Below are 25,292 nucleotides of genomic sequence, written 5' to 3'. Positions count from 1 at the left end.
CCACACCGATCGCTGCTGCCGGCCTCCTCGCGCGCTCCGGGCGTCCGGCCGCCAGCTAGCGACGCAGCCCGCGAGCCTCGCTCGCGCCTCGCATGTCGGTGGCAGCACCGAGCATCGACCAGCGGCATCCGTGCCGCAGCACCACCAGCACCTCGCGACACCGCAGTCGTCCCGCTCCCACCGCCGGCTCGTCGTCGGCGGCCAGAAGGATCCCGTCATGTCTTCGACGTCCCACCAGGACTCGCCCACCGCCCCCGACCAGCGGCCGATCGGCCACCTGCGCGCGCTCAGCAGGCTGCTGCCGTACATCCGGCCCGTGCTGCCGCGCTTCCTCTTCGGCACCCTGGCCGCGCTGCTGTCCGCGCTGCTGAGCCTCGCGACGCCGATGGTGATGCGCGCGCTCGTCGACGGTCCGCTCGCCGACGCAGACGCCGCCGCCGTGTGGCCCGTCGCGGCGCTGATCCTCGTGCTCGCGCTCGGCGAGGCCTTCTTCGTCTTCCTGCGCCGCTTCCTCGTCACGCTGCCGTCGACCCAGGTCGAGGCGACGATGCGCAGCGCGCTCTACCGCAAGCTGCAGGCGCTCCCGGTCGCGTTCCACGACCGCTGGCAGTCGGGCCAGCTGCTCAGCCGCGCCGTGCAGGATCTCGGCATGCTGCGGCGCTTCGCCGCCTTCGGCGCACCGCTGCTCGTGGTCAACTCGATCACGCTCGTCGTGGGCATCGTCATCCTCTTCTTCTGGAGCCCGCTGCTCGCCGGCATCTTCGTCGTGCTCTCTGCGCCCATCGCGTTCGTCGCACTGCGCTTCGAGCAGCGCTACCACCTGGTGTCGCGCTCGGCCCAGGACCAGGCCGGCGACCTCGCGACGACCGTCGAGCAGTCGATCCACGGCATCCGCGTGCTGAAGGCCTTCGGCCGCGGGCGCCACGCGCTCGAGGGCTTCACGAAGCAGGCATCGAGGCTGCGCGAGACCGAGATCGACAAGGCCCGCATGGACGGCCACCTGTGGATGTGGCTCACGATCGTGCCCTACATCTCCTATGCCGTGTGCCTCTTCGTGGGCGTCGGCCTGGCCGCGGACGGGCAGCTCTCGGTCGGCACGCTCGCCGCGTTCTTCGCCATCGCGATGGTTCTGAACTGGCCGATCGAGTCGATCGGCTTCCTCTTCGCGTTCCTGATCGACGCCTCGAACGCGTCCCGCCGCTTCCACGAGATCACCGACTCCGAGAACACCATCGTCGACCCCGAGGAGCCCACCACCATCGCGCGCCCGCACGGCTCGCTCGTCTTCGAGGACGTGCGGTTCCGCTACCAGGACGCGCAGCCCCACGAGCGCGACCTCGTCGACGGCGCCACGCTCGCGCTCGAGCCCGGCGAGACGATGGCGCTCATCGGCATCACCGGCTCCGGCAAGACGACGCTGACCGCGCTGCCGGCGAGGCTCTACGACGTGACGGGCGGCCGCGTGCTGCTCGACGGCGTCGACGTGCGCGACCTCACGCTCAAGGAGCTCCGCACCCACGTGGCGATGGCCTTCGAGGACGCGACGCTGTTCTCCGCCTCCGTGCGAGACAACGTGCTGCTCGGCGCGCCGGAAGCGTCGGAGGAGGCGCTGGAGCGCGCGCTCGCCATCGCGCAGGCGGGCTTCGCGCGCGACCTCCCGAAGGGCCTCGACACCGAGATCGGCGAGGAGGGCCTCTCGCTCTCGGGCGGCCAGCGACAGCGCCTCGCGCTCGCTCGCGCCGTCGCCGCTGCGCCCGCGGTGCTCGTGCTCGACGACCCGCTCTCGGCGCTCGACGTCGAGACGGAGGCGCTCGTCGAGGAGGCGCTGCGCAGCGTGCTCGGGACGACCACCGCGCTCATCGTGGCGCACCGGCCGAGCACGGTGCAGCTCGCCGACCGCGTCGCGCTCATGCGGGACGGCCGCATCGACGACGTCGGCACCCACTCCGAGCTGCTGGCGCGCAACGAGCACTACCGCTTCGTCATCTCGAGCCTCGAGGAGACCGAGCGCGGCCGCCAGAGCATCGAGGCGGTCACGGGCACGATGCAGGTGGTCGACGTGGATGCGCTCGGCAGCCACGAGCAGCACGACGACGAGGAGGTGTCCCGATGACCGTCACCGGTGTGCAGGGCGAAGACCGCTCCGACTACACGAAGGAGGAGTCGCGGCAGATCCGCGCCCGCTCGCGGCGCCTGCTCGGCTCCCTCCTGCGGCCGCACGTCGGTCGCGTCGTGCTCACGATGCTGCTCGTCGTCGTCTCGGTCGCCGCGAGCATCGCGGGCCCGATGATCATCGCCTTCGGCATCGACCAGGCTCTGCCCGCGATCATGGAGCAGGCCGACTGGATGCCACTGTGGGGCGCGACGATCGTCTACATCGCCGCCGCGATCCTGTCGGGCGTCCTGATGTTCCTCTACACGGTGAGCGTCGCCCGCATCAGCCAGACGGTGCTGTTCGACCTGCGCCGTCGGCTCTTCGACCACTCGCAGCGGCTCAGCCTCGAGTTCCACGAGAGCTACACCTCCGGCCGCATCATCGCACGCCAGACGAGCGACCTCGAATCCATCCGCGACCTGCTCGACCAGGGCCTCAACGAGCTCGTGCGAGGCATCCTCTTCATGGGCTTCACCGCGGTCGCGATGACGATCCTCGACCCGCTGTCGGGCTTGATCGTGGCGCTCGCGCTGATCCCCGCGGTCATCCTGACCCGCTGGTTCCAGGTGCGCTCGACGAAGCTGTTCCGAGAGACGCGGACGACGAGCGCGCGCATGATCGTGCACTTCGTCGAGACGATGACGGGCATCCGCGCCGTGAAGGCGTTCCGCAAGGAGCCGGCGAACCAGCGCGAGTTCGACCAGCGCGTCGACGACTACCGCGACGCGAACTTCCGCACGATCAACATCTTCGGCATCTACGAGCCCGGCATCATGGCGATCGGCGCGGTCACGCTCGCGACGCTCGTGCTGGTCGGCGGGCTCCGCGTCGTCGACGGCTCGCTCGAGATCGGTGCGCTGCTGGGCATCGCGCTCTACGCTCGCAGCTTCTTCCAGCCCATCCAGGGCATCGGCATGTTCTTCAACGGCTACCAGGCGGCCTCCGCAGCGCTCGAGAAGATCTCGGGCGTGCTCGAGGAGGAGCCCACGGTGCGTGAGCCGGCGAGCCCCAAGGCGCTGCCGACCTCGCGCGGGCAGATCGACTTCGAGGACGTGCGCTTCGCCTACGAATCCGGCAAGGTCGTGCTGCCCGACTTCGAGCTGCACATCCCCTCCGGCCAGACGATCGCGCTCGTCGGCACCACGGGCGCCGGCAAGTCGACGCTCGCGAAGCTCATCTCGCGCTTCTACGACCCGAGCGCCGGCGTCGTGCGGCTCGACGGCGTCGACCTGCGCGAGCTGGCCAACGACGACCTGCGCCGCGCGGTGGTGATGGTGACGCAGGAGGCCTACCTGTTCTCCGGCACCGTCGCCGACAACATCGCGCTCGGCAGGCCGGGCGCGACCGCCGAGGAGATCGAGCAGGCGGCCCGCGCGGTCGGTGCGCACGAGTTCATCACGGCGCTGCCCGATGGCTACGACACCGACGTCGCCAAGCGCGGCGGGCGCGTGAGCGCCGGCCAGCGGCAGCTGCTGTCGTTCGCGCGCGCCTTCCTGGCCGACCCGCGCGTGCTGATCCTCGATGAGGCGACCGCCTCGCTCGACATCCCGTCGGAGCGCCTGGTGCAGGAGGGACTGACGACGCTGCTCGCCGACCGCACGGCGATCATCATCGCGCACCGCCTCTCGACCGTGGCGATCGCCCACCGGGTGCTGGTGATGGAGCACGGGCGCATCATCGAGGACGGCAGCCCTGACGAGCTGATCGCACAGGGCGGGAAGTTCGCCTCGCTGCATCGGGCCTGGCGCGACTCGCTCGTGTAGCCGCCGCCGGCCGCGCGGCCGGTGGCTGGGTCGCGGGTTAGGCTGAAGGACGTCGACGAGGGGGGCCTGTGGCCGGGATCCGATCCAAGATCGCGCCGGGCGGTGCGGTGTCCGAGCACCACTTCGTGACGCAGCTGCTCAACGACAACGCGTTCAGCGAGCTGCTCGAGCTGTTCGGCGACATCGAACCGGGGACCCGTCTGCCGTCGGAGCGCGAGCTCGCGCAGCAGCTCGGCGTCTCGCGCACGGCGCTGCGGGATCGCATCGGTCAGCTGGTCTCGCTCGGCGTGCTCGAGCGACGCGAGCGCGAGGGCACCTTCTTCAGCGGCATCAAGCCGGAGGCCGTCAGCGATGTCCTGGTGCTCGCGATGCTCTCGGAGCAGATGACGATCGAGTCGCTGGTCTCGGTCCGCACCGCGCTCGAACGACAGGCGGCGATCGACGCGTGCGCGACGACGGATGCGGAGGCGCTCGAGCAGCTGGGGGTCGCGGTCCGCAGGATGCACGAGTCCGACGACGGGTTCGAGCTCTTCGAGGCTGACAACGCCTTCCACCGCGCGATCTTCGCCGCGTCGGGATCCCAGGGCCTGGTGTTCTTCTCGAGGATGCTCCACGCCGTCCTGCGCGGCACGCTGCAGCAGGTCTCGCTCAGCAACGATCGGGTGGTGCTGCGAGAGCGGCACCAGGCGATCTACGATGCGATCCTCGCGCGCGACGTCGAAGCGGCGGTGCGCGCGATGGATCTGCACTTCGACTGGCTCAAGGAGCTCCGCGCAGCAGAAGGGGGCGGGGAGCGCTGAGCCCCCGCCCCCTCCAGCATCCCGAGCGCTAGGAGCGCAGCTTGCGCACCGCCGCTGCGATGTCGGTCGCCTGCGGCACGACGGCGCTCTCCAGATCTGCGGAGTACGGGATCGGCGTGCGCGCCGCACCCAGTCGCGCTGGCGCGGCGTCCAGGTCGTCCCACGCGGCTTCGACCGCCTGCGCGACGAACTCGCCACCCCAGCCGTAGTCCCGCACCGCCTCGTGAGCGACGAGGAGGTGGCGCGTCTTCTTGACCGAGCGATGCACCGACTCCATGTCGAACGGGTAGAGCGTGCGGGGGTCGACGATCTCGACGCTGATGCCGTCCTTCTCGAGCTCGACAGCCGCCTCCAGCGCACGGGCGGTCATGAGCTGCGTCGCCACGATGGTCACGTCGTCGCCCTCGCGGGCGACGCGAGCCTGCCCGAAGGGGATCGGCTCGAAGTCCACCGGTCCCTTGTCGTAGTACTGGTTCTTGTGCTCCAGGAAGATCGTCGGGTTGTCGGAGCGGACCGCGGTGCGGAGCAGGCCGTACGCATCGCCCGGCGTTCCCGGCAGCACCACCTCGAGGCCGGGGATGTGCGCGAACAGGGTCTCGAGCGACTGGGAGTGCTGGGCGGCCTTGCCGATGCCCGAGCCGCCGTTCGACCGGATCACCAGCGGCACGTCGAACTGACCGCCGAACATGTAGCGCGACTTCGCCGCCTGGTTGATGATGCCGTCGAACCCCAGCAGGCTGAAGTCCGAGTACATGATCTCCAGGATCGGGCGCGCACCCCGTGCCGCGGCAGCAGCCACGGCCGAGATGAGCACCTCTTCGCTGATCGGGGTGTCGAGCACGCGGTCGCGGCCGAAGGCGTCGACCAGCTTGCGCGTGACGCCGTAGATGCCGCCGCCCGTGCCCCAAGTCGTGATGTCCTCGCCGATGACGAACGCCTCGGGGGTGTCCGCCAGGATGTCGTGCAGCGCAGTGTTCACCGCGCGCCACGTGGTCATGCTCTTCGTGGCGGTGCCGGTGGCAGTGGCAGTCATCGGATGGCCTCCTGGGTCTGGGCTGCGTAGACGTCGACGAACGCGGTCGCGACCTCGGGGAAGGGTGAGCTGCGAGCGAACTGCTCGGCGGCATCGACGTCCGCCACGATGTCGAGCTCGAGCTGCTCGAACTGCTCCTGCGTCAGCACGCCCGCGTCGATCAGGCGAGCGGCGATCTTCGCGATCGGGTCGCGGTCGCGCCACTGCTGCACCTCCTCAGCGGAGCGGTAGATCTCGGTGTCGCCCGCCATGTGCCCGAGGTAGCGGTAGGTGTCGGCGACGATGAACGTCGGTCCTTCACCCGCCCGTGCGCGGGCCACGGCTGCCGCGGACGCCTCGTAGACCTCGGCGACGTCCATGCCGTTCACGTCCACGCTCGGCACGCCGTAGGCGATGCCGCGCTGCGTGAGATCGGTCTGCGCCGTCATCTGCTCGAAGGAGGCGGACTGCGCGTAGTGGTTGTTCTCGCACACGAAGATGACCGGGAGGTTCCAGATCGCGGCGAGGTTGAAGGCTTCGGCCAGCACACCCTGGTTCGCGGCACCGTCGCCGAAGTACGCGACCGCGACGGAGCCGTCGCCGAGCGTCTTCGCCGCCAGCGCCGAGCCCGTCGCCAGCCCGATGCCGGCGCCGACGATGCCGTTGGTGCCGAGCACCCCCAGCTCCTTGACGCCGATGTGCATCGAGCCGCCCTTGCCGCCGCAGTAGCCGTCGGCACGTCCGAGGATCTCCGCCATCGTGCGGCCGAAGTCGGCGCCCTTGGCGAGGGTGTGCGCGTGGCCGCGGTGGTTGCTGGCGATCGCGTCCTTCGCGTCGAGCGTCATCGAGACGCCGACGGCGACCGCCTCCATGCCGACCGAGGGGTGGGTGGATCCGCGGATCAGCCCCTCCTCGGACAGCAGCGGCATGCGCCGCTCGAACTCGCGGATGCGCGCCATGAGCTCCAGGGCCGGCAGCCCGTGCTCGGTGAGGTCGAATGTCGTCATGGGGCTACGCGATCGTCGCGAAGACGTCGTCGAGGTTCACGACATCGCCCTCGCCCGCCTTCCGGGTGATCGTGCCGGCAGCCGGGGCGACGAACTCGCTGACGAGCTTCGACGTCTCGAACTGCGCGATGGGGGCTCCCTGCTCGACGGCGCTGCCGTCCTCGACGAGCCACTCCACCAGGTCTGCCTCTTCCTCGTCGCCGAGGAACTCTGCGTTGAGTGCGATGTCCATGGTGCTTCCTTCTCTCTTGATGGTCTGGGTGCCGCGTCAGCGGATCTCTTGCAGGACGAGCTCGAAGGTGACGGCGGCGGGATTGGCTGCCGCGGTCAGCACGCCTGCGTGCAGCTGGCCCTGCCGGTCGACGAGCGTCGCGGTCAGCGCCGCGGTCCGCGCCTCCGCATCCACGACGCCGTTGACCGAGATCACCTCGGTCGCGGGGCCGTCGACGATGCGGCGGCGGCCGCCGTCGACGGGAGCGAAGTCCGCGCCGATGAGCGAGCCGGTGCCCGCCCTGACGACGGCCCTGGCGAAGCCTGCCCTGCGCGTCAGCGCGATGGCGGCCTCGGTGAGGTCCTCGTTGGGCAGGACACGGGCGATGATGGTGGGCACGAGCGCCTCCGATCCCGACCGGGCTCGGTCGGATGCGTGCGGGGTGAAGGTGGGCATGAGCGTCTCTGCGTCGTCGTCGCTGACGAGCTCGGCGCCGAAGACGGTGTTGAGGATGGCGTAGCCGCTGCCGGGCTCCACGAGGGTGTCGGGCAGCAGGTGGCCGCCGTGCAGGGCGCCGTCGCGGTCACGCCACATCGCGTGGCAGTGGGTGAAGTCCTCGCCGAAGCGCGAGCCGATCACGGCCGACGCCTGCACGAGCTCGACGGCGTCCTGCCGCTGCGCCGCGCTGAAGCTGACGGCGCGCCGGACCGTGTCCCCGATGGAGGGGTGGACGAAGCGGACGGATGCCAGCCGGATGCCGAACAGCTCGGCGAAGCCGCTCGACGCGCCGCGTGCGCGGAGGGCGTCGTGCAGCGCCTCCCCGAGCGGCATGGTGCGCTCGAACCGGATCAGGTGGCCCTCGGCACCGGCCTCGACGGCGATGAGTCGCTCGGGGTGCGCAGGGCCGAAGTGGTGGATGGTGGGCACGATGCTGGGCAGCGGCATGGTGGTCCTTTCAGCTTGTGGCTGGATCAGCGTCGGCAGGGGTGGCGCGTCGGCTGATGGAGACGGGGCGTGCGCTGCTCAGCCGATGGCAGCCCCGCCGCACACCTTGAGCGTCTCGCCGGTCACGAAGCCGGTGCGAGGAGAGGCGAGGTAGCCGACGGCGCCCGCGATGTCCTCCGGGGTGCCCATCCGCTTGATCGCCTGCGCGTCGAACGAGTAGGTCATGGCATCCGTCATCGGCGTCGCGATCGGGCCGGGAGCGACGGTGTTGACCGTGATGCCGAGCTCACCGACCTCCTTCGCGACCCACTTCGTGAAGGCGATGACGCCGCCCTTCGAGGCCGCGTACGCCGGCCCGCTGCGGCCACCGCCGTCCCCGGCCGCGAATGGGCCGCCCATGATGCCGGAGATCGAGCTCACGTTCACGACTCGGCCGTAGCCGGCGTCGCGCATGTGCGGGTAGATCGCGGCCTTGGTGAACAGGTACGTGCCGCGGAGGTTCGTCGCGAGGTCGCGCTCCCACGTCTCGTCGTCCATGGACTCGAGGTCGATGCGGCCGACGGTGCCGGCGTTGTTGACGAGGACGTCGAGCCGACCGAGCTCCTCGACGGTCTGGTCGACGACCGCCTGCACCTGCTCGGGGGAGCGGACGTCGGCGACCTTCGCGATCGCACGGACGCCGCCGCCCGCATCCCGCTCGATCTCGGCCGCAGAGTCGGCTCCGTCGATGATGTCGACGATGACGACGTGGGAGCCCTGCCGAGCGAGCTCTTGGGCGACGGCGAAGCCGATGCCGCGCGCGGCGCCGGTCACGATGCTGACCTGGCCCTGCATGGGGAGTGTCACGGGAGGTTCCTCTCGTCGGGCACGGGGCTAGAGGCCCATGAGATCGGGCAGGAAGTTGCTGATCGCGGGCACGAAGGCGACTAGCAGCAGGACGGCGACGCCGGTGCCGAGGAAGGGCCAGATGCCCTTGACGGCTTCGCCGAAGCTGATCTTCGCGATGCCGGCGGCGACGAAGAGGTCGAGCCCGACGGGTGGCGTCACGAGGCCGAGCGCCAGGTTGATCGTCATGAACACGCCGATCGTGGTGATGTCGTAGCCGACCTCCAGGAGCAGCGGCACGATCAGCGGCACGAAGAGGTAGAACGCGCTCACCGCGTCGAGGAACATGCCGGCGATCAGGAGCACGACGTTCACGAGCAGCATGATCACGATCGCGTTGTCGGTGATCGAGAGGATGCCGTCGGTGATGGTGGACGCGATGCGGTACTTCGTGATCACGTACGCGAACAGCGAGGCCGTCGCGATGATGAACATGATGCGCGCCGACTGCGCGCCGGCTGCCGAGAAGATGCGGAAGAAGTCACCGAACTTGATCTCGCGGGAGAGGAAGATCCCCACGACGAGCGCGTAGACCACGGCGACGGCAGCCGACTCGGTCGGCGTGAAGATGCCGCCGTAGATGCCGCCGAGGATGATGACCGGCATGATGAGGCCGGGCAGGGCCTTGACGAAGGCGCGCCAGATCTCGCCGCCTGATGCGCGCTGGGTGCGGACGCCGACTCGGACGTCGGACTCGTCCGGGTGATCGAGCAGGTCGATGGCCGCCTCGTGCGCACCTGCGGGGACGTCGTCGGCGCGCGAGTCGATGGACATCGCTCGCTGCTTCGCCGAGGGTCCGACTCCCAGACGATCGGCGGCCGTCGTCAGGTGGTGCTTCGCGTTCTCCGCCACGGCCTGCGTGTGGCGGGGGAGGTAGCGGGCCACCAGGTAGAAGGCGACCGCCAGGAGGATCCCGGGCACCACGCCCGCGGCGAAGAGCCGGGTGATCGAGACGCGCTCGTAGTCGCTCGCGACGACCGCGAAGACGATGAACGCGATGCTGGGCGGGATGATGATGCCCATCTCGCCCGCGCTCGCCATGAGCGATGCGGCGTGGCGCTTCGAGTATCCGTGGCGCACCAGGGCGGGGATCAGGATGCCGCCGAGCGCCGCGACGGTGGCCGGGCCGGATCCCGAGATGGAGGCGAACACCATCGCGGCGATGATCGTGGTGAGCGCGATGCCGCTCTTGCGGTGTCCGAACAGCGCATCCGCGAAGGCGACCAGCCGCGTCGATATGCCGGTCATCTCCATGATGACGCCGGCGAGGATGAAGAAGGGGATCGCCAGCAGCGTCTCGGACGCCATCGAGGCGAACATGATGCCGGTCGTGGGGAACAGGGCGGTGACGCTCTGCTCGGTGACGATGGTCAGCATCGCCGACAGGCCCATCGAGAAGGCGATGGGCACCCCGAGGAAGAGGAAGACGACGAAGCTCCCGAGGAGCACGAGCTCGACCATGGTTCAGGCCTCCTTGGTCTGGGCGTCGACGACGGCGGGAGCCGGGGTGCGAACGGTCGCGATGGTGTTCTGGATGACGCGGATCGCGCCGAGCGTCGCCCCGATGGGGATCGCGAGGGAGAGCGTCCACTGGGGGAGGGCGAGGCTGGGGGTCGCTCGCCCCTGGCCCATCTGCGTGGTGACCTGATCGAGCCCCAGCCATGCCAGCAGCACGAAGAAGGCGAGCGTGAGGACGCCGATGGCGATCACGACCACCGCTCGGGCCCACCCTCGTGCGGTGTCCCGCACGAGGGTGAAACCGGGGTGGATGTCGAGGCGGACTGCGGCGCTCGTGCCGATCATGATCATGAACACGGCGAGCGCCGTGACGATCTCAGCGGTCCAGGAGAGGGACCCGTGGAGCGCGTAGCGACTGACGACGTTGACGAACGCGACGATCGTCATGATGGCGAAGGTCGTCGCCACGAGGACGTTCTCGGCGCGGGTCAGGAGCTTGTCGAACACGAGCGGCAGTCCGTCTCGACTACTCGGGGCGGACGGCGTCGAGCAGCTCGGTGGTCCAGATCGACTCGTACTTCGAGTAGATCGGCTCCATCGTCTCGCGGAAGTCGGTCGTCTGCTCGGGCGTGAGCTCGGAGACGGTCATCTCCTCGCGCATCTCGGCCAGCTGCTCCTCGCCGCGCTCGCGGTTCTCGGTGATCTGCGCCTCGTTGGCTGCCGCTGCGGCCTGGCGCACGATCTCCTGGTCCTCGGGCGAGAGGCCATCGAAGGTCGCCTGGTTCATGCCGAGCATGAGCGGGTCGTAGACGTAGTTCCAGACCGACATGTAGTCCTGGACCTCGGTGAGGCCGTTGGAGTAGATGACGTCGTACGGGTTCTCCTGGCCGTCGATCGTGCCGCTCTGCAGCGAGGTGAAGACCTCTGCGAAGTTCATCGTGATCGGGTCGGCACCGAGCTCCGTGAAGATGTCGAGGAACAGCGATGAGCCGGGCACGCGGATCTTGAGCCCGGCGAGGTCCGCGGGGCCGCTGATGGGGGTGGAGCTCGTCGTGACCTGGCGGAAGCCGGACTCGCCGAACCCGAGCAGCTCGACCCCGTGCTCGCGCGAGAGCTCGGTGTAGGCCTCGAGCCCGCCTGCCTCGATCGCGGCCTCAGCCTGCTCGTACGAGTCGTAGAGGAAGGGCGCGTTGATCGCGCCGAAGCGCGGGTCGATCCCGGAGTAGATGATCGTCGAGTTGTACGAGAACGTCTTGTCGCCGTTCATGAGCTGCTCGACGCCGGCGGCAGGGTCGCCGCCGGAGAGCTGCTCGTTCGCGTAGATGCTCAGCTGCATGCGGCCGTCGGAGAGCTCGTCGAGCTGCTCGGCGAACACCTCGGCGCCCATGTACCAGCTCGACGTGTCGCTGACCGTGATGGTCATGTCCCACTCGTAGGTCTCGCCTGCCGCGGCGTCGTCGCCGCCGCCTGCTCCGCCGGTCCCGCCCGAGCAGGCGGTGAGTGCCAGGAGCGAGACTGCCCCGAGTGCGAGCAGTGTGGATCGATGCTTCATGACTTCCTCCTTGAAGTGAGCAACAGGTCCGTGATGGTGAGGTCGGCTCCTGTGGGTGCCGAGATCAGATCACGCCTGACGGAGCAATCATCTGGTAGTACCAGGATCGTGTCAAGTCGAGCGCGGCGGGCTGCGCGCGTCGCGCCGCCGTGCATGATGGGGGCTCGGGTGATCGAGTGGGACGTGAGTGGGGACGATGTTCATCGAGGTCGTGGGGCAGACGCTGCCGCTGTTCTTCGGCATGGCGCTCGGCTTCGCGGCCAGCTGGGCGCGCCCCTTCCGCACCGCTGAGCCGGGCATCACGGCGTTCGTCTTCTACGTCGCGCTGCCTGCGCTGCTGTTCACGCTGACGGCGGAGTCCGAGCTCGCCGAGGGCGTCCCCTGGCAGTTCGTCGTCACGATCGTCCTCTCGCTCGGCATCGTCATGGGCCTGCTCGGCGCCGCGCTGCGGCTGAGCATGCGACGCCGGCCGGGCTCGCCCATGCACCTCGCCATGGCGGGGAGCTTCGGCAACGTCGCCTATCTCGGCATCCCCGTGGTGCTGGGCGTGCTGGGGCCGACCGCAGGTCTCATCGCTGTGGTGGGACAGCTCGTGCACAACCTGGTGTTCCTCGTGGCCTACCCGGTGATGGCCTCTGTGCTGCTCGCTCGTGCCCGCGCGGGTGAAGGAGGGTCCGAGGGGATCGGGGCGGCGATCCGCCGCTCGACGCTCCAGAGCCCGCTCCTGTGGAGCGTCGCGGCGGGCGCCGCCGTCAACCTGCTGGGCATCCGGCTGCCGGCCCTCGTGACGGAGGTGACGGGCACGTTCGCAGCCGCAGCAGCCCCGGCAGCGCTGTTCGCCATCGGGCTGACGCTCCGCGGCGCCCTCGGGGCGCTGCGGCAGGGGGTCGCGGCGATCGGCCCGGTCGCCATCGCCGCGGTGGGCAAGATCGTGCTGCTGCCGCTCGTCACCGCGCTGCTGGCAATCGCGCTCGCACCGGGCCTCGACTCGGTCTGGGTCGTCGGCCTCGTGATCCTCGCCGCGATGCCGACGTCGGCGAGCGCCTTCGCGCTCGTCGGGACGCTCGTCGATCGCCAGTCCGTCGCGACGGTCACGCTCGCGACCAACGCGATCTCGATGCTCTCCGTTCCGGCGATCGCTGCGCTCTGCATGGCCCTGCTGGCTTGACTTCGGCCTGGTAATACCAGAGGCTGATCCCGCGCGGCGACCGGGTCGCGCGGATGGGAGCGCGGCATGGGCAGGCTGGCAGATCGGTCGGTGGTGGTCTTCGGTGGAGGATCGAAGGGCGCGCGGCTCAACAACGGGCTCGCGACCTCGATCGTCTATGCCCGTGAGGCTGCGGCGCTGACGATCGTGGATCGCGACGCCGACGCGGTGGCCGACGCCACCGCTCGAGTGCGCGAGCTGCAGCCATCCGCCGAGGTGCTGGGTGTCGTCGGCGACGTGACGGACCCCGAGAGCGTCGCGGCCGCGGTGCAGGAGGCAGAGGCCTTCGGCGGTGGCATCGACGTGCTGCACAACAACGTCGGCATCGCCCGCATGGGCGGCCCGATGGAGATGACGCTCGAGGAGTGGGACCTGGTGCACCGCGTCAACCTCACGAGCGTCTTCCTCACCTGCAAGCACGTCCTGCCGGGGATGCTCGGGCGCGGCCGCGGCGCGATCGTGAACGTCGCGTCGGTCGGCGGGATGCGCTACATCGGCTACAACTACCCGAGCTACTCGGCCACGAAGGGGGCACTGGTCCAGTTCACCCAGAACCTCGCCCTCGAGTACGCCGCTCAGGGGATCCGGGCCAACTGCGTCTCGCCCGGCTACATCGAGACGCCCATGATCCACGAGCAGATCAGCGGCAGCTACGCCTCCGTGGAGGAGATGCTCGCAGCGCGCAACGCGCTGTCACCGACCAAGCGGATGGGCGAGCCCTTCGACGTCGCGCACGCCGCGCTCTTCCTGGCCTCGGATGAGGCGAAGTACGTCAACGGCGTGAACCTGCCCGTCGACGGCGGCCTCGTGCAGCAGGCGGCGGCGCCCGTCGCGCACTGATGGCGGCGCCGGGCTAGGGGCGCGCGAGGCGGTCGAGGGAGTCGAGCGCCACGACGTCGCGGTCGCGGCCGGCTCAGAGCGTCTTGCGCCCGATGGCCTCGCCATACTCGTTCTCGCCGATGACCTCGAACCCGACTGCCTGGAAGAAGCTGCCGGGTCCCTGGTCGCCCTCTTCCCACACGGCGTAGACGCTGTCGAAGCCCCTGCGCTGCGCCTCCTCGGCGACCTGGTGGACGGTGAAGGTGCCGACGCCGCGACGCTGCGCGGTGCCCGCCACGTACATCCGCAGGATGCTCGAGCGGTACTCGTCGCGATCGACCTCCGGGTCGAAGTTGGCCATCACGAAGGCGACCGGCTCGTCGGCGTCGAAGACGACCCGCTGCCACGCGCTCTGCGTGTTGACGAACTCCTCGAGTCGGGCATTGGCCGCGAGGAAGGCCTCCTGGCCGCGCTTGAGCGTCATGCCGTTGGCTGCGACGACGTTCGCGGCGGACAGCTCTTCGAGGCGCAGGTTCTCCATGCGCACACCGTACCAGCGCATCCCGCCAGCCAGAATGAACGTTGGGCGGCCCCGCGATCAGCCGATCGGGGTGATGCGGATGCGCGGCTCGAGCTCGGCGGGATCGACGATCGAGCCCGCCTGCGGGGCGAGCACGGCGGCGCTCGACCACGCCGCCGCGCGCGCGAGCTGCGCCTCGAGGGTCTCGCCCTCGGCGATGGTGAGCGCGAGGGCGGCGACCGCCGCGTCGCCGGCGCCGGTCGGGTTGCCGTCGAGCACTCGGTCGAGCTGCGCGTGCCACGCGCGGCCGTCGGGCAGCACCGCGAGCATGCCCTCGATGTCAAGCGAGGCGAAGACGGTGCCGGTGCCGGCGGCGGCGAGCCGTCGGGCGGCGTCGAGCGGGTCGGTGCCGCCCATCGCCTCGAGCAGCTCGTGCCGGTTGGGCTTGACCGCGGTCGCGCCGGCGGCCATGGCGGCGCGCAGCTGCTCGCCGCCGACGTCGATGATGCAGGGCCTGCCGGCGGCGACCGCCACGTCGACGACGCTGGCGCAGAAGCCGAACGGGGTCTCGGGCGGCAGTGAGCCCGAGGAGACGATGATGCGGGATGCGGGAGCCTCGGCGCGCACGATCTCGAGCAGCCGCTGCCAGTCGTCGGCGCCGATCGCCTGGCCGCGCTCGTTGAGGTTGGTGGTGCCGGCCGGCGTCACGATCGCGGTGGTGCGACGCGTCGGCGCGCTGACCTCGACGAGGCGGTGGGGGATCCCGGAGCGCTCGAGGTCGTGCACGAAGAGCACGCGCACGGGACCGCCGATCGGTGCGATCACCACGGCGGGCTCGTGGTGCTGGTGCAGCACGCGCGCGACGTTGACGCCCTTGCCGCCGGCCCTGGCCAGGCCGGTCTCGACGCGGTGGCTCGTGCCGGGGCGCAGCTCCTCCATGGCGTAGGTGATGTCGATCGCGGGGTTCGTCGTCACGCACAGGATGGGGGAGGAGCTGCGCCCACCGACGCCGCGCTCGCCGGGCTCGCGCTCCCGAGCAGCCCCCTCGCCGTCCGCTCCGCTCATGCTCCACCCCTCGATGCCGCGACCGCCCTGCGCGGTCGCGCCGTGACTGCTGACATTCTTCACGCATCCGCTCGCGCTCGCCGACCGGATCGTGGCGGGAGACGCGACGCCCGGCCATCGTTACCGTTTCGTGATCGGCCAAGCCTTGCGGTTTGATTGTTTGGAAGGTGTACTAACAAACATGCCGATGTCGATGGGGACGCAGCCGCGGGCGCGGAGGGATGCAGCGATCGCGCTGCCCCACGATGCCTTCGCGATGGGGGCGAGGCGACGGCAGAAGGTCCTGCCGGAGCACGCGCGAGCGCACAACCGCACCCTGGTGCTGCAGACCCTGCTCGACGACGGCCCCGGCTCGCGCGCCGACCTCGCCCGCGCCACGATGCTCACGCGCGTCACCGTCTCCGACCTCGTCGCCGAGCTGCTGCAGGAGGGCCTGCTCGTCGAGCTCGGTCCTCGCGACGGCGCCCGGCCGGGCAAGCCCGCCACGCTGCTCGACCTCGCGCACGACACCTTCCAGCTCGTCGGGCTCGACCTCTCGGAGCCGCACCGGTTCCGCGGCGCCATCGTGCGGCTCGACGGCACGGTGGTCGAGCGGCTCGAGCGCGAGATCGGCGAGGCGACGGGGGATGCGGCGCTCGAGCACGCGATCGAGCTCGCCCGCGCGCTCGTGGCGCGCGCCGATCGCGTGGTGCTCGGCGTCGGCGTCGGCACGCCCGGCATCGTCGACGCGGCAGGCGTCGTGCACCAGGCGCCGAACCTCGGCTGGCACGAGCTGCCGCTGCGCGATCGCCTCGCCGACGCGCTCGAGCTGCCCGTGCACGTCGCGAACGACGCCAACATCGCGCTGCTGGCCGAGCTCTCGAGCTCCGGTGCCGAGACCCTGCTGGTCGTGCGCATCGGCCTCGGCGTCGGCGCCGGCGTGGCGGTCGCGGGCGCTCCCGTGCGCGGCGATCGCTCCGCCGCGGGCGAGATCGGCCACGTCACCATCGGCACCGACGGGGGTCCGCGCTGCGCGTGCGGCCGCGACGGCTGCTTGGAGGCCTGGCTCGCCGCGCCCCGGCTGCGCGCCGCGATCGACGCGGCGGGCGAGGCCGGTCGCGAGCGCGTGCTGGAGGAGGCGGGTCGCCGCCTCGGCATCGCGGTCGCGCCGATCGTCGGCGCGATCGACGTGCGACGCATCGTCATGAGCGGGCCGCCAGCGCTGATCGAGGGACCGCTGCTGGAGGCCACGGCCGCCACCCTGCGCGAGCGCACGCTCGACGAGGGCGACGGCTTGGTGGTCGCCATGACCGAGCACGGCGACGACGTCGTCGTGCGTGGTGCTGCGCTGCTGGTGCGCACCGGAGAGCTCGGGGTCTCGTAGCCCCGGACACCGCGACGGCGCCGCCGTCGCCGAGGAGAGGATCATCCATGAAGAAGAACGCGATCGCGGCGCTCGGCGCCGTGGGAGTGCTCGCCATCACGGGCTGCAGCGCCGCAGCCGGTGACGGCGAGACCGAGTCGCCGGCGGCAGAGGGCGCAGAGCTGCGCGTCTGGCTGGTCGGCACCGACACGCCCGACGACGCTCGGCAGCTGCTGATCGACACCTTCGAGGACGAGCACCCGGGCTCGACCCTCATCATCGAGGAGCAGTCGTGGGACGGGCTCGTCGACCGGCTGACGACGGCGCTGTCTGGCTCCGACAGCCCCGACATCGTCGAGATCGGCAACACGCAGGCACCGGCCTTCACGACCGCCGGCGCCTTCCTCGACCTCACCGAGCACGCCGAGCGGCTGCAGGCAGACGACCTGCTGCCCGGCTTCGTCGAGATCGGCACGGCCGACGGCGCGCTCTACGCCCCGCCGCTCTACTCGGGCTCGCGCCTCGTCTTCTACGACACGGCGGTCTACGAGGAGGCGGGGCTCGAGGCGCCCACCACGCTCGACGAGTACGTCTCGAACGCCACCGCGCTCGCGGAGGCGAACCCCGACGCCTCCGGCCTCTGGTGGCCGGGGCAGGACTGGTACAACGGCCTGCCCTTCATCTGGGAGCACGGCGGCGAGATCGCCGTGCCCGAGGGCGAGGGATGGGATGCGCAGCTCTCGAGCGACGCCTCGGTCGCGGGCCTCGAGCAGGTGCAGCAGGTGATGCAGGAGGCCTCGCGCGCACCGATCGACGGCAACGAGACGAACCCGCAGGTGGGCTACTGCGACGGCACCAGCCTGCAGCTCTCGGCCCCCAGCTGGGTGAAGTGGTCGATCCTGGCACCGGCCGATGCTGAGACGCCGGGCTGCCCGGGGGCCGAGGAGACGCTGGGCGTGTACGCGCTGCCCGGCATGGACGGCGGCGCGGCGCAGGTCTTCGCCGGCGGCTCGAACATCGCCATCTCGGCGGCGAGCGAGCACCCCGAGCTCGCGGTCGATGCGCTCGAGATCATCCTGGGCGACGAGTTCCAGACGATCTATGGCCAGAACGGGCTCGTGCCCGCTCGCGTCTCGCTCGCGGACACCCTCGGCACCGATGCCGTGGCGCAGGCGACGACCGAGGCGGCCGCCAACGCCCGCCTGACCCCCGCGTCGCCCCGCTGGGCCGACGTCGAGGCCTCCGGCCTGCTGCAGGACCTCTTCGTCAGCATCGCGCAGGGCGGCGACGTGCGCTCGCTCGCCGAGGCTGCCGATGCCCAGATCGAATCCATCCTGAACGGCTGACGCGCCGGGTCGTGACCGACGCATCCGCGCCGGTCACGACCCGCCGTGCCTCCACACCGAGGAGACCCCATGATCGAGGCTGAGGCCGCAGCGCAGGCAGCGCTGCCCACGCCGCGGCGAAGCCCCAGGCGGCGCGCGACCGTGCTGCCGCTCGTGCTGCTGGCACCGGCGACCGCCATCGTCGCCGTCGTCATCGGCTGGCCGCTCGTGCAGCTGGCGCTGCTCTCCTTCCAGGAGTTCGGCCGCGCGCAGGTCTTCGGCCAGCCGGCCGAGTGGGTGTGGTTCGACAACTACGTCACCGTGCTCGGCGACGGCGAGTTCTGGACGGTGCTCGGGCGCACGGTCGCCTTCGCGCTGGTGTGCGTGGTGTCGGCGATGCTCATCGGCATCGCGCTCGCGCTGCTCATGCAGCGGCTGCCGAAGCCGTTCCGGGTGCTCATGAGCGTCGGGCTGCTGCTGGCCTGGGCGATGCCGGCCCTCACCGCCACGATCGTCTGGGGGTGGATGTTCGACACCGAGTACGGCGTCGTGAACTCGCTGCTGCGCGACGTGCTGGGGCTGAGCGAGTTCGACCGCCGCTCGTGGCTCATCGACCCGATGGGCTTCTTCACCGTCGCGACGATCATCATCGTCTGGGGCGCCGTGCCGTTCGTGACCTTCATGGTCTTCGCCGGGCTCACGCAGGTGCCGGAGGAGCAGCTCGAGGCGGCCGCGCTCGACGGCGCGGGCCCCGCGCGGCGCTTCTCGTCGATCGTGCTGCCGCAGCTCGCGCCGATCCTCGTGATCGCCACGATCCTGCAGCTGATCTGGGACCTGCGGGTCTTCACCCAGATCTTCGCCCTGCAGGACATCGGCGGCATCCGCTCCGAGACCTCGACGCTCGGCGTGTACATCTACCAGACCGCGATCGCCGGCGGCGAGTTCGGCATCGGCGGCGCGCTCGCCATCATCACGATGCTCGTGCTGCTCGTGCTCGCCTTCCCGCTGATGCGGAACATGCTCAGGAGCGAGTCGTGAGGCACAAGCAGCGGCGCCGCGCCGCGACCGTCCTGTGGTGCGCCGTCGCGGTCTTCGTCTTCGTCTGCTCCACGTTCCCCGTCTACTGGATGGTCAAGACCTCCTTCCAGCCCAACAACGAGGTGCGCTCGCGCGAGCTGCAGCTGTGGCCGGAGTCGTTCACCCTGCGCAACTACGAGACCGTGCTCTTCGATCCGGGCCGCACGCCGTTCCTGCCGGCGCTCGGGATGTCGCTGGTGGTCACCCTCGCGACCGTGCTGGTCGCCGCGGTGCTCTCGTTCTTCGCCGCGGTCGCCATCTCGCGCTTCCGCTTCCGCAGCCGCAAGGGCTTCATCGTCGCGATCATCGCGATCCAGATGCTGCCGCTCGAGGCGATGATGGTCTCGCTCTACCGCGTGCTCGACGCCTGGCAGCTGCTCAACACGGCCATCGCGCTCATCCTGATCTACTCGGCGACGGTCGTGCCCTTCACGATCTGGACCCTGCGCGGCTTCGTCGACGGGCTGCCGATCGAGCTCGAGGAGGCTGCGCAGATCGACGGCTGCTCGCGCGTGGGCGCGTTCTTCCGCATCACCTTCCCGCTGCTCGCGCCCGGCCTCGTGGCCACCGGCGTCTTCGCCTTCATCCAGGCCTGGAACGAGTTCCTGATGGCATTGATCGTCAACACCCGACCCGATCTCATGACGCTGCCCGTGTGGCTGCGCACCTTCCTCACGCTCAACGGCACGACCAACTGGGCGGCGATCATGGCCGGCTCCACGCTCATGGCGATCCCGGTCGTGGTGTTCTTCCTCCTCATCCAGGGCCGCATGGCCAGCGGCCTCGCAGGCGGGGCGGTGAAGGGATGAGCCTGCTCGCAGACGCACGCGCCACGCTCATGCCGGGCTTCGTCGGCACCGAGCTGCCGGCCTGGATGGCCGGCCTGCTCGCCGAGGGCCTCGTCTCCTGCTGCCTCTACGGAGAGAACGTGGTCGACCCGCAGCAGCTGCGCCGGCTGTCGGATGCGGTGCGCGCCGTGCGCGCGGACGCGATCGTCGCGCTCGACGAGGAGGGCGGCGACGTGACCCGCGTGCACTACGCGACCGGCTCGCCCTTCCCGGGCGCCGCGGTGCTCGGCCGCGCGGACGATCTCGACTGGACCCGCTCGATCGCTGCACGAGTGGGGGAGCACGTGCGCGCCGTCGGCGCCACGATGACCTTCGGGCCCGTCGCCGACGTCAACGTCGACCCCGACAACCCGGTCATCGGGGTGCGCAGCTTCGGCGCGGATGCGCAGCTCGCGGCGCGCCACGCGGCCGCGTGGGTCGAGGGCGCGCAGGGCGTGGGCGTCGCCGCGACCGCGAAGCACTTCCCCGGCCACGGCGACACCGCGGTCGACTCGCACGTCGGGCTGCCCGTCGTGCACGCCGACGTCGCACTGCTGCGCGCCCGCGAGCTCGAGCCGTTCCGCGCGGTGATCGCGGCGGGAGCCGCAGCCATCATGACCTCGCACATCCTGGTCCCGGCGATCGATGCGGTGCCCGCGACGCACTCGCGGGCGATCCTCACCGAGCTGCTGCGCGGCGAGCTCGGCTACGAGGGGCTCATCGTCTCCGACGCGCTCGACATGGCGGGGGCCAGTGCCGAGATCGGCATCCCGGAGGCCGCGGTGCGCGCACTCACGGCGGGCTGCGACCTGCTGTGCCTCGGCACGGCCACGGGCGCCGAGGGCATCGCCGCGATCGAGCGCGCCGTGCTCGCCGCGGTGGAGGAGGGCAGGCTCGACGCCGAGCGGGTGCGCGACGCCGCCCGTCGCACGCGCGCCCGGGCGGCCGCTGCGCCGCCGCCCCTGCCGCTGAGCGCGCTCGGCGACGCGACCGCCGACGACCTGGCGCGCATCCGCTCGACCTTCTCCGTGACCGAGGAGGCGCTGCGGTGGATCGCGCAGCATCGCGGCGAGGCAGCGGTGGTGCGGCTCGAGCGCGCCGCGAACATCGCCGCGGGCGCGGTGCCGTGGGATCCCTTCGAAGGATCGGTCGTCGTCGAGCCGGGCGCCGTGCCGCAGCTGCAAGCAGGGCCCGTCATCGTGCTCGGCAAGGATCTCGAGCGCGGGCCGGAGTCAGCCGCGAGCATCGCGGCGCTGCGCGAGCGGCACGACCTGCTCGTCGTCGACGCGGGGTGGTCTGCCGGCCGCCTCGCCGACGTCGCGACCTTCGGCGCCTCGCGCGCCTGCGGGCTCGCGCTGCGCGAGATGCTCGCGCGATGAGCGCGCTCGGCATCGACATCGGCGGCACCACGACGGTCGCCGTCGTGCTCGAGCATGGGCGCGTGCTCGGCTCGCACCAGGTGGCGACGCGTCGCGGCGACGGCGTCGTGGCCTCTGCGGTCGCGGCGGCGCGCGAGGCGCTCGCGGTCGCCGGCGTCGAGCGCTCGGCGCTCGAAGGCGCAGGTCTCGGGGTGCCCGGCATCGTCGGCGACGACCGCACGCTCGTGCGCGGCGCCGTCAACCTCGGCATCGAGGCACTCGACATCGGCAGCGCGGTGAGCGAGGGCCTCGGCGTCGCGGTCACGGTCGACAACGACGTGCGCGCCGCGGTGCTCGGCGCCCGGCACCTGATGGCAGAGCCCGCTGCGGTGATCGCCTACGTCGGGCTCGGCACCGGCATCGCCGCAGGGCTGGCCTTCGGCGACCGCGTGCTGCGCGGCGCGAGCGGCATGGCGGGCGAGATCGGTCACATCCCCGTGCCGGGTGCGAGCAGCCGATGCCGCTGCGGGCAGCTCGGCTGCCTCGAGACGCTCGCCTCCGGCTGGTCGCTCGCACAGCGCTGGGCGGGCGATATCCCCGCCGCCGCCATGCTGGCCGCCGCCGAGCGCGGCCAGGAGCGGGGCGAGCGCGAGTGGCGGGCGTTCATCGACGGGATCGCGCACGCGGTGCGCAGCCTCGTGCTCACGACCGGCGTCGACGCCGTGCTGATCGGCGGCGGGATCAGCGGGCTCGGCGCCCCGCTGCTCGACGGGGTGCAGGGGCGGATCGCCGCCTGGGCCGAGGACTCGCCGCTGCTGGGCGCGCTCGACGTGCCCGCGCGCATCCGCCTGCTGCCACCCGGTGCGCAGCCGGGTGCTGTGGGCGCCGCCATCATGGGGAGCGCCGCATGGAGGTCGTGATCGTCGCGGACGCCGCAGCTGCCGGCGATCTCGCCGCCGCGCGGGTCGCCGAGGTCGTGGAGGCCATGCCCGATGCGGTGCTGGGCGTCGCGACCGGCTCGAGCCACCTCGCGACCTACCGCGCGCTCGCCGCCAGGAGGGAGGCGGGCCTCGATCTCTCGCGCGTGTCGGCGTTCGCGCTCGACGAGTACGTCGGGCTGGCCAGGCGGCACCCGGAGTCGTACCGCGAGGTGATCGCGAGGGAGGTGACGGCGCCGCTCGGCCTCGATCCCGCGCGAGTGCACGTGCCCAAGGGCGACGCCGCCGACCTCGCGGCGGAGTGCGCGCGCTACGAGCGGCGGATCGCGATCAGCGGCATCGACCTGCAGCTGCTCGGCATCGGGGCGAACGGGCACATCGGGTTCAACGAGCCGACCTCGTCACTCAGCTCACGAACGCGGGTGAAGTCGCTGTCGGTGCGCACGCGGGCGGACAACGCGCGCTTCTTCGCGAGCGCCGACGACGTGCCGACGCACTGCATCACGCAGGGGCTCGGCACCATCCTGGATGCCGACCGCGTGCTGCTGGTCGCGACGGGGGAGCGGAAGGCGGAGGCGGTGGCGCAGATGGTGGAGGGGTCGCTGTCGGCGATGTGGCCGGGATCGGTGCTGCAGCTGCATCGGCGGGCGACCGTGATCGTCGACGAGGCGGCGGCCGGCGGGCTGCGGATGCAGGACTACTACCGCGAGGCGGCTGCTGCGAGCGAGGCGCTGCGAGCGCGCTGATGCGCGCGCGCTGCGGCCGGCGGAGGCCGTCGGCGAGGCCGTGGCGACACGCCGCGCGCGATTGACAGCGATCGAACACACGTTCGATCATGGAGTGTGAGCACACGGGTTCCAGCACGACTCGAGCGCCGCACGGGAGACGACCGCACGGCGACGGTCGAAGCGCTGCGCGCGCGGCTCCGCGGCATGCAGCAGGCCACCACGCAGCAGGCGCCGGTGCCCGACGAGTCGATGCTGGAGGGCCTGGACGAGGTGGTGCGGCGCCTGCGTGCGGGTGCCGTGCACAGCATCGAGTCGCGAGGGCTCGCGCTCGCGTGCCTGGGGGCGGTGATGCCGGCAGGTGCCTGGGGCGCGATCGTCGGACTCCCCGATCTCGGCATCGAGGCGGCCCGCGACCTCGGGGTGCCCATCGACCGCGTGGCGCTCGTGCCGCATCCGGGCCGCTCGTGGCTCGATGTGGTGGCGAGCCTGGCCGAGGCGATGCCGGTGGTGCTCGCCGCCTCGCCCGGCAGGGTGACGCCGACGGATGCTGCTCGGCTCGCCGCGCGGTTGCGGCAGGCCTCGTCGACGCTGCTCATCGCGGGGCCGTGGCATGGGGCAGCGACCGTGGTGCGCAGCGTGCGCGCCGAGTGGCAGGGGCTCGCCGACGGCGACGGGCGGATCGCTGCCGGCGGCCTCGTCGTCGAGGTGGCGACCGGCGGGGCTCCGAGCTTCGCGAGGATCCCCATCGACAGGACGGGTGGGCCGGGGATGCGGGCGGTGGAAGCGCGCAGATCGGCCGCGTGAATCTTTCACACTCCGCAGAACTGGGAGGCGAGCAGAATTGCTGTGAATGCTCTGAGATTCCTCGCTTCTCCCATGCCAGCGGCCTAGCGTGACCAGAGAACACCCGAGAAGGCATGACTTCGGAGGACCGCAATGGACGCGAGCGCACCGCGCAGGCAGCCCCGCCTGCTGCGCCTCGCGCTCGCGAGCGGCACCGCGACGATCGGAGCCGCGGCGCTGTTCCTCTTCGCAGGCGGGATGCCTGCGCATGCGGCCGGTGATGAGGCGGTCGGCGGATCCACCACAGGGCTCGTGCAGGACCTCGGCGACCTGGTCGGTGGTGTGACGGAGCCGGTCGGCGACCTGGCCGGAGAGGTCACGGAGCCCGTCGGCGAGCTGGTCGGCGGAGTGGCGGAGCCGGTCGGCGACCTCGTCGAAGAGGTCGCGGAGCCTGCGGGAGATCTCGTCGGCGACATGGCAGCGCCCGTCGGCGACGTGGTCGCAGCGGTGGCGGAGCCGGTCACCGAGGTCACGCAGCCGGCCGGCGATCTGGTCTCTGCGGTGACGGCGCCTGTTGGCGACCTGGTCTCCGAGGTGACGGTGCCGGTGGGCGATGTCGTCTCCGAGGTGACGGCGCCGGTGGGCGATCTGGTCTCCGAGGTGACGCAGCCGGTCGGCGATCTGGTGACCGAGGTGACGCAGCCGGTCGGCGATCTGGTGACCGAGGTGACGCAGCCGGTCGGCGATCTGGTGACCGAGGTGACGCAGCCCGTCGGCGATCTGGTCACTGAGGTGACCGAGCCGGTCGTCGACGCCGTCGAGGAGACGCTGGAGCCGGTGACCGAGCCCGTCGTCGACGTCGTCGAAGAGGCGCTGGACCCGGTGCTCGACCCGGTCGTGGACGTGGTCGAGGCAGTCACGCCGAACCCGAGCCCCGCAGCTCCGAACCCTGTGGTGCCGGTCCCCTCGAGCCCGAGCCCCGCAGTCCCGACCCCCGCAGTCCCGAGCCCGTCGCCGCAGCCGATCCCCGCTACGCCGGCACCCGCAGCGCCGATCCTCCAGACCCCGGCTCCCGCCCCGACGACGCAGGCCGACGACGCGAGCGCCGTGGACGCATCCGACGCCCCCGACGCTGCCGACACCCTCGCGCTCCGCGTGATGGCGGCACTCACCTTCGCGCCGATGCCTGCCGCCGTCACGACGGTCGAGGCTCCGCAGCCTGGAGCGCTGCCCACGGTCGGCGAGCGCGCCGTGCCGATCGAGGCGCCCGCTGCTCCCGCGGTCGCGCCGGCTGCGCCGGCTGGCGCGAGCGGCGCTGCCGCCGGAGCCGCCGCCGCTGTGGCGGACACCCATGACCACCTGCTGCCCGAGCTCTCGGGCGGGCAGGCTGGCGCGATCGCGAACGATCGCGCCCCCGCCTCGATCGTCGAGGAGCACACCGCAAGTCCTGATTGAGCGATCCCCTGCCGCGCTCGCGCGGCATGCACAGCCGTCCCGGAGCGGGATGGCGGATCA

At 71.3% G+C, this 25,292-nt stretch carries 24 protein-coding genes; 14 read left to right on the top strand and 10 right to left on the bottom strand.

Going from position 1 to position 25,292, the window contains the following annotated elements:
- Positions 1-217: 217 nt before the first annotated feature.
- The 3 genes from BQ6202_RS00400 (at position 218) to BQ6202_RS00390 (ending at position 4,718) form a co-directional block, all read left to right on the top strand.
- The gene (locus tag BQ6202_RS00400; protein WP_072313147.1) at positions 218-2,113 is read left to right on the top strand and encodes an ABC transporter ATP-binding protein; all 1,896 of its coding nucleotides are present in this window, start codon (positions 218-220) and stop codon (positions 2,111-2,113) included.
- Positions 2,110-3,918, top strand: coding sequence for an ABC transporter ATP-binding protein (locus tag BQ6202_RS00395; RefSeq protein ID WP_072312707.1), 1,809 nt, complete (start codon positions 2,110-2,112; stop codon positions 3,916-3,918). Before BQ6202_RS00400 ends, BQ6202_RS00395 begins: the two co-directional genes overlap by 4 nt.
- A gap of 68 nt (positions 3,919-3,986) precedes the next feature.
- Entirely contained in the window at positions 3,987-4,718 is a 732-nt protein-coding gene (locus tag BQ6202_RS00390) for a FadR/GntR family transcriptional regulator (RefSeq protein WP_072312706.1), read from the top strand.
- Between the two features lie 28 nt (positions 4,719-4,746).
- Here the strand turns inward: BQ6202_RS00390 and BQ6202_RS00385 are convergent, their stop codons facing one another.
- The 8 genes from BQ6202_RS00385 to BQ6202_RS00350 form a co-directional block, all read right to left on the bottom strand.
- Complete coding sequence (locus BQ6202_RS00385; protein ID WP_072312705.1) at positions 4,747-5,751, bottom strand: alpha-ketoacid dehydrogenase subunit beta; 1,005 nt, start codon at positions 5,749-5,751, stop codon at positions 4,747-4,749.
- Positions 5,748-6,737 carry a thiamine pyrophosphate-dependent dehydrogenase E1 component subunit alpha gene (locus tag BQ6202_RS00380; protein ID WP_200792170.1) on the bottom strand — a complete coding sequence of 330 codons (990 nt, stop codon included), beginning with the start codon at positions 6,735-6,737 and terminating at the stop codon, positions 5,748-5,750. Before BQ6202_RS00380 ends, BQ6202_RS00385 begins: the two co-directional genes overlap by 4 nt.
- A gap of 4 nt (positions 6,738-6,741) precedes the next feature.
- Positions 6,742-6,969, bottom strand: coding sequence for a lipoyl domain-containing protein (locus BQ6202_RS00375; protein ID WP_072312704.1), 228 nt, complete (start codon positions 6,967-6,969; stop codon positions 6,742-6,744).
- Between the two features lie 36 nt (positions 6,970-7,005).
- The gene (locus tag BQ6202_RS00370) at positions 7,006-7,893 is read right to left on the bottom strand and encodes a PCC domain-containing protein (protein ID WP_072312703.1); all 888 of its coding nucleotides are present in this window, start codon (positions 7,891-7,893) and stop codon (positions 7,006-7,008) included.
- A 78-nt stretch (positions 7,894-7,971) separates the two neighbouring features.
- Entirely contained in the window at positions 7,972-8,739 is a 768-nt protein-coding gene (locus tag BQ6202_RS00365; RefSeq protein WP_234946078.1) for an SDR family NAD(P)-dependent oxidoreductase, read from the bottom strand.
- Between the two features lie 27 nt (positions 8,740-8,766).
- Entirely contained in the window at positions 8,767-10,239 is a 1,473-nt protein-coding gene (locus tag BQ6202_RS00360) for a TRAP transporter large permease (RefSeq protein ID WP_072312701.1), read from the bottom strand.
- A 3-nt stretch (positions 10,240-10,242) separates the two neighbouring features.
- Entirely contained in the window at positions 10,243-10,743 is a 501-nt protein-coding gene (locus BQ6202_RS00355) for a TRAP transporter small permease (protein WP_083586777.1), read from the bottom strand.
- 19 nt (positions 10,744-10,762) lie between these two features.
- Entirely contained in the window at positions 10,763-11,788 is a 1,026-nt protein-coding gene (locus BQ6202_RS00350) for a DctP family TRAP transporter solute-binding subunit (RefSeq protein ID WP_072312700.1), read from the bottom strand.
- A gap of 196 nt (positions 11,789-11,984) precedes the next feature.
- Between BQ6202_RS00350 and BQ6202_RS00345 the strand changes: the two genes are divergently transcribed.
- Both BQ6202_RS00345 and BQ6202_RS00340 read left to right on the top strand, forming a co-directional pair.
- Positions 11,985-12,956, top strand: coding sequence for an AEC family transporter (locus BQ6202_RS00345; protein WP_143143602.1), 972 nt, complete (start codon positions 11,985-11,987; stop codon positions 12,954-12,956).
- Between the two features lie 66 nt (positions 12,957-13,022).
- Positions 13,023-13,835 (top strand): SDR family NAD(P)-dependent oxidoreductase, encoded by an 813-nt coding sequence (locus tag BQ6202_RS00340; protein ID WP_072312698.1) that lies wholly within the window; start codon positions 13,023-13,025, stop codon positions 13,833-13,835.
- 73 nt (positions 13,836-13,908) lie between these two features.
- Here the strand turns inward: BQ6202_RS00340 and BQ6202_RS00335 are convergent, their stop codons facing one another.
- Together BQ6202_RS00335 and BQ6202_RS00330 are read right to left on the bottom strand one after the other, a co-directional pair.
- Positions 13,909-14,355, bottom strand: coding sequence for a GNAT family N-acetyltransferase (locus BQ6202_RS00335; RefSeq protein WP_072312697.1), 447 nt, complete (start codon positions 14,353-14,355; stop codon positions 13,909-13,911).
- Positions 14,356-14,412: 57 nt separating this feature from the next.
- Positions 14,413-15,399 (bottom strand): 1-phosphofructokinase family hexose kinase, encoded by a 987-nt coding sequence (locus BQ6202_RS00330; protein WP_143143601.1) that lies wholly within the window; start codon positions 15,397-15,399, stop codon positions 14,413-14,415.
- 187 nt (positions 15,400-15,586) lie between these two features.
- Between BQ6202_RS00330 and BQ6202_RS00325 the strand changes: the two genes are divergently transcribed.
- From BQ6202_RS00325 to BQ6202_RS00285, 9 genes are all read left to right on the top strand, one after another.
- Positions 15,587-16,762, top strand: a complete 1,176-nt coding sequence (locus tag BQ6202_RS00325) for an ROK family protein (RefSeq protein WP_083586771.1) — start codon at positions 15,587-15,589, stop codon at positions 16,760-16,762.
- Between the two features lie 47 nt (positions 16,763-16,809).
- On the top strand, positions 16,810-18,087 hold the full coding sequence (locus BQ6202_RS00320) for an extracellular solute-binding protein (protein ID WP_072312696.1): 1,278 nt from the start codon (positions 16,810-16,812) through the stop codon (positions 18,085-18,087).
- A 69-nt stretch (positions 18,088-18,156) separates the two neighbouring features.
- Entirely contained in the window at positions 18,157-19,104 is a 948-nt protein-coding gene (locus BQ6202_RS00315) for a carbohydrate ABC transporter permease (protein WP_072312695.1), read from the top strand.
- On the top strand, positions 19,101-19,952 hold the full coding sequence (locus tag BQ6202_RS00310; RefSeq protein WP_072312694.1) for a carbohydrate ABC transporter permease: 852 nt from the start codon (positions 19,101-19,103) through the stop codon (positions 19,950-19,952). Before BQ6202_RS00315 ends, BQ6202_RS00310 begins: the two co-directional genes overlap by 4 nt.
- On the top strand, positions 19,949-21,349 hold the full coding sequence (locus BQ6202_RS00305; RefSeq protein ID WP_072312693.1) for a glycoside hydrolase family 3 N-terminal domain-containing protein: 1,401 nt from the start codon (positions 19,949-19,951) through the stop codon (positions 21,347-21,349). Before BQ6202_RS00310 ends, BQ6202_RS00305 begins: the two co-directional genes overlap by 4 nt.
- Complete coding sequence (locus tag BQ6202_RS00300) at positions 21,346-22,248, top strand: ROK family protein (RefSeq protein ID WP_072312692.1); 903 nt, start codon at positions 21,346-21,348, stop codon at positions 22,246-22,248. The genes BQ6202_RS00305 and BQ6202_RS00300 overlap by 4 nt, the downstream gene beginning before the upstream one ends.
- Positions 22,236-23,012 (top strand): glucosamine-6-phosphate deaminase, encoded by a 777-nt coding sequence (gene nagB, locus BQ6202_RS00295; RefSeq protein WP_072312691.1) that lies wholly within the window; start codon positions 22,236-22,238, stop codon positions 23,010-23,012. The genes BQ6202_RS00300 and nagB overlap by 13 nt, the downstream gene beginning before the upstream one ends.
- A 96-nt stretch (positions 23,013-23,108) precedes the next feature.
- Positions 23,109-23,798, top strand: coding sequence for a hypothetical protein (locus tag BQ6202_RS00290; RefSeq protein ID WP_072312690.1), 690 nt, complete (start codon positions 23,109-23,111; stop codon positions 23,796-23,798).
- A 132-nt stretch (positions 23,799-23,930) separates the two neighbouring features.
- A complete protein-coding gene (locus BQ6202_RS00285; protein WP_072312689.1) occupies positions 23,931-25,232 on the top strand; it encodes a hypothetical protein in 1,302 nt (433 codons plus the stop codon).
- The last annotated feature ends 60 nt before the right edge of the window (positions 25,233-25,292 follow it).

The sequence above is a fragment of the Agrococcus sp. Marseille-P2731 genome (assembly GCF_900117395.1).
Taxonomy (GTDB): domain Bacteria; phylum Actinomycetota; class Actinomycetes; order Actinomycetales; family Microbacteriaceae; genus Agrococcus.
This window is presented reverse-complemented; position numbering and strand designations above follow the sequence as displayed.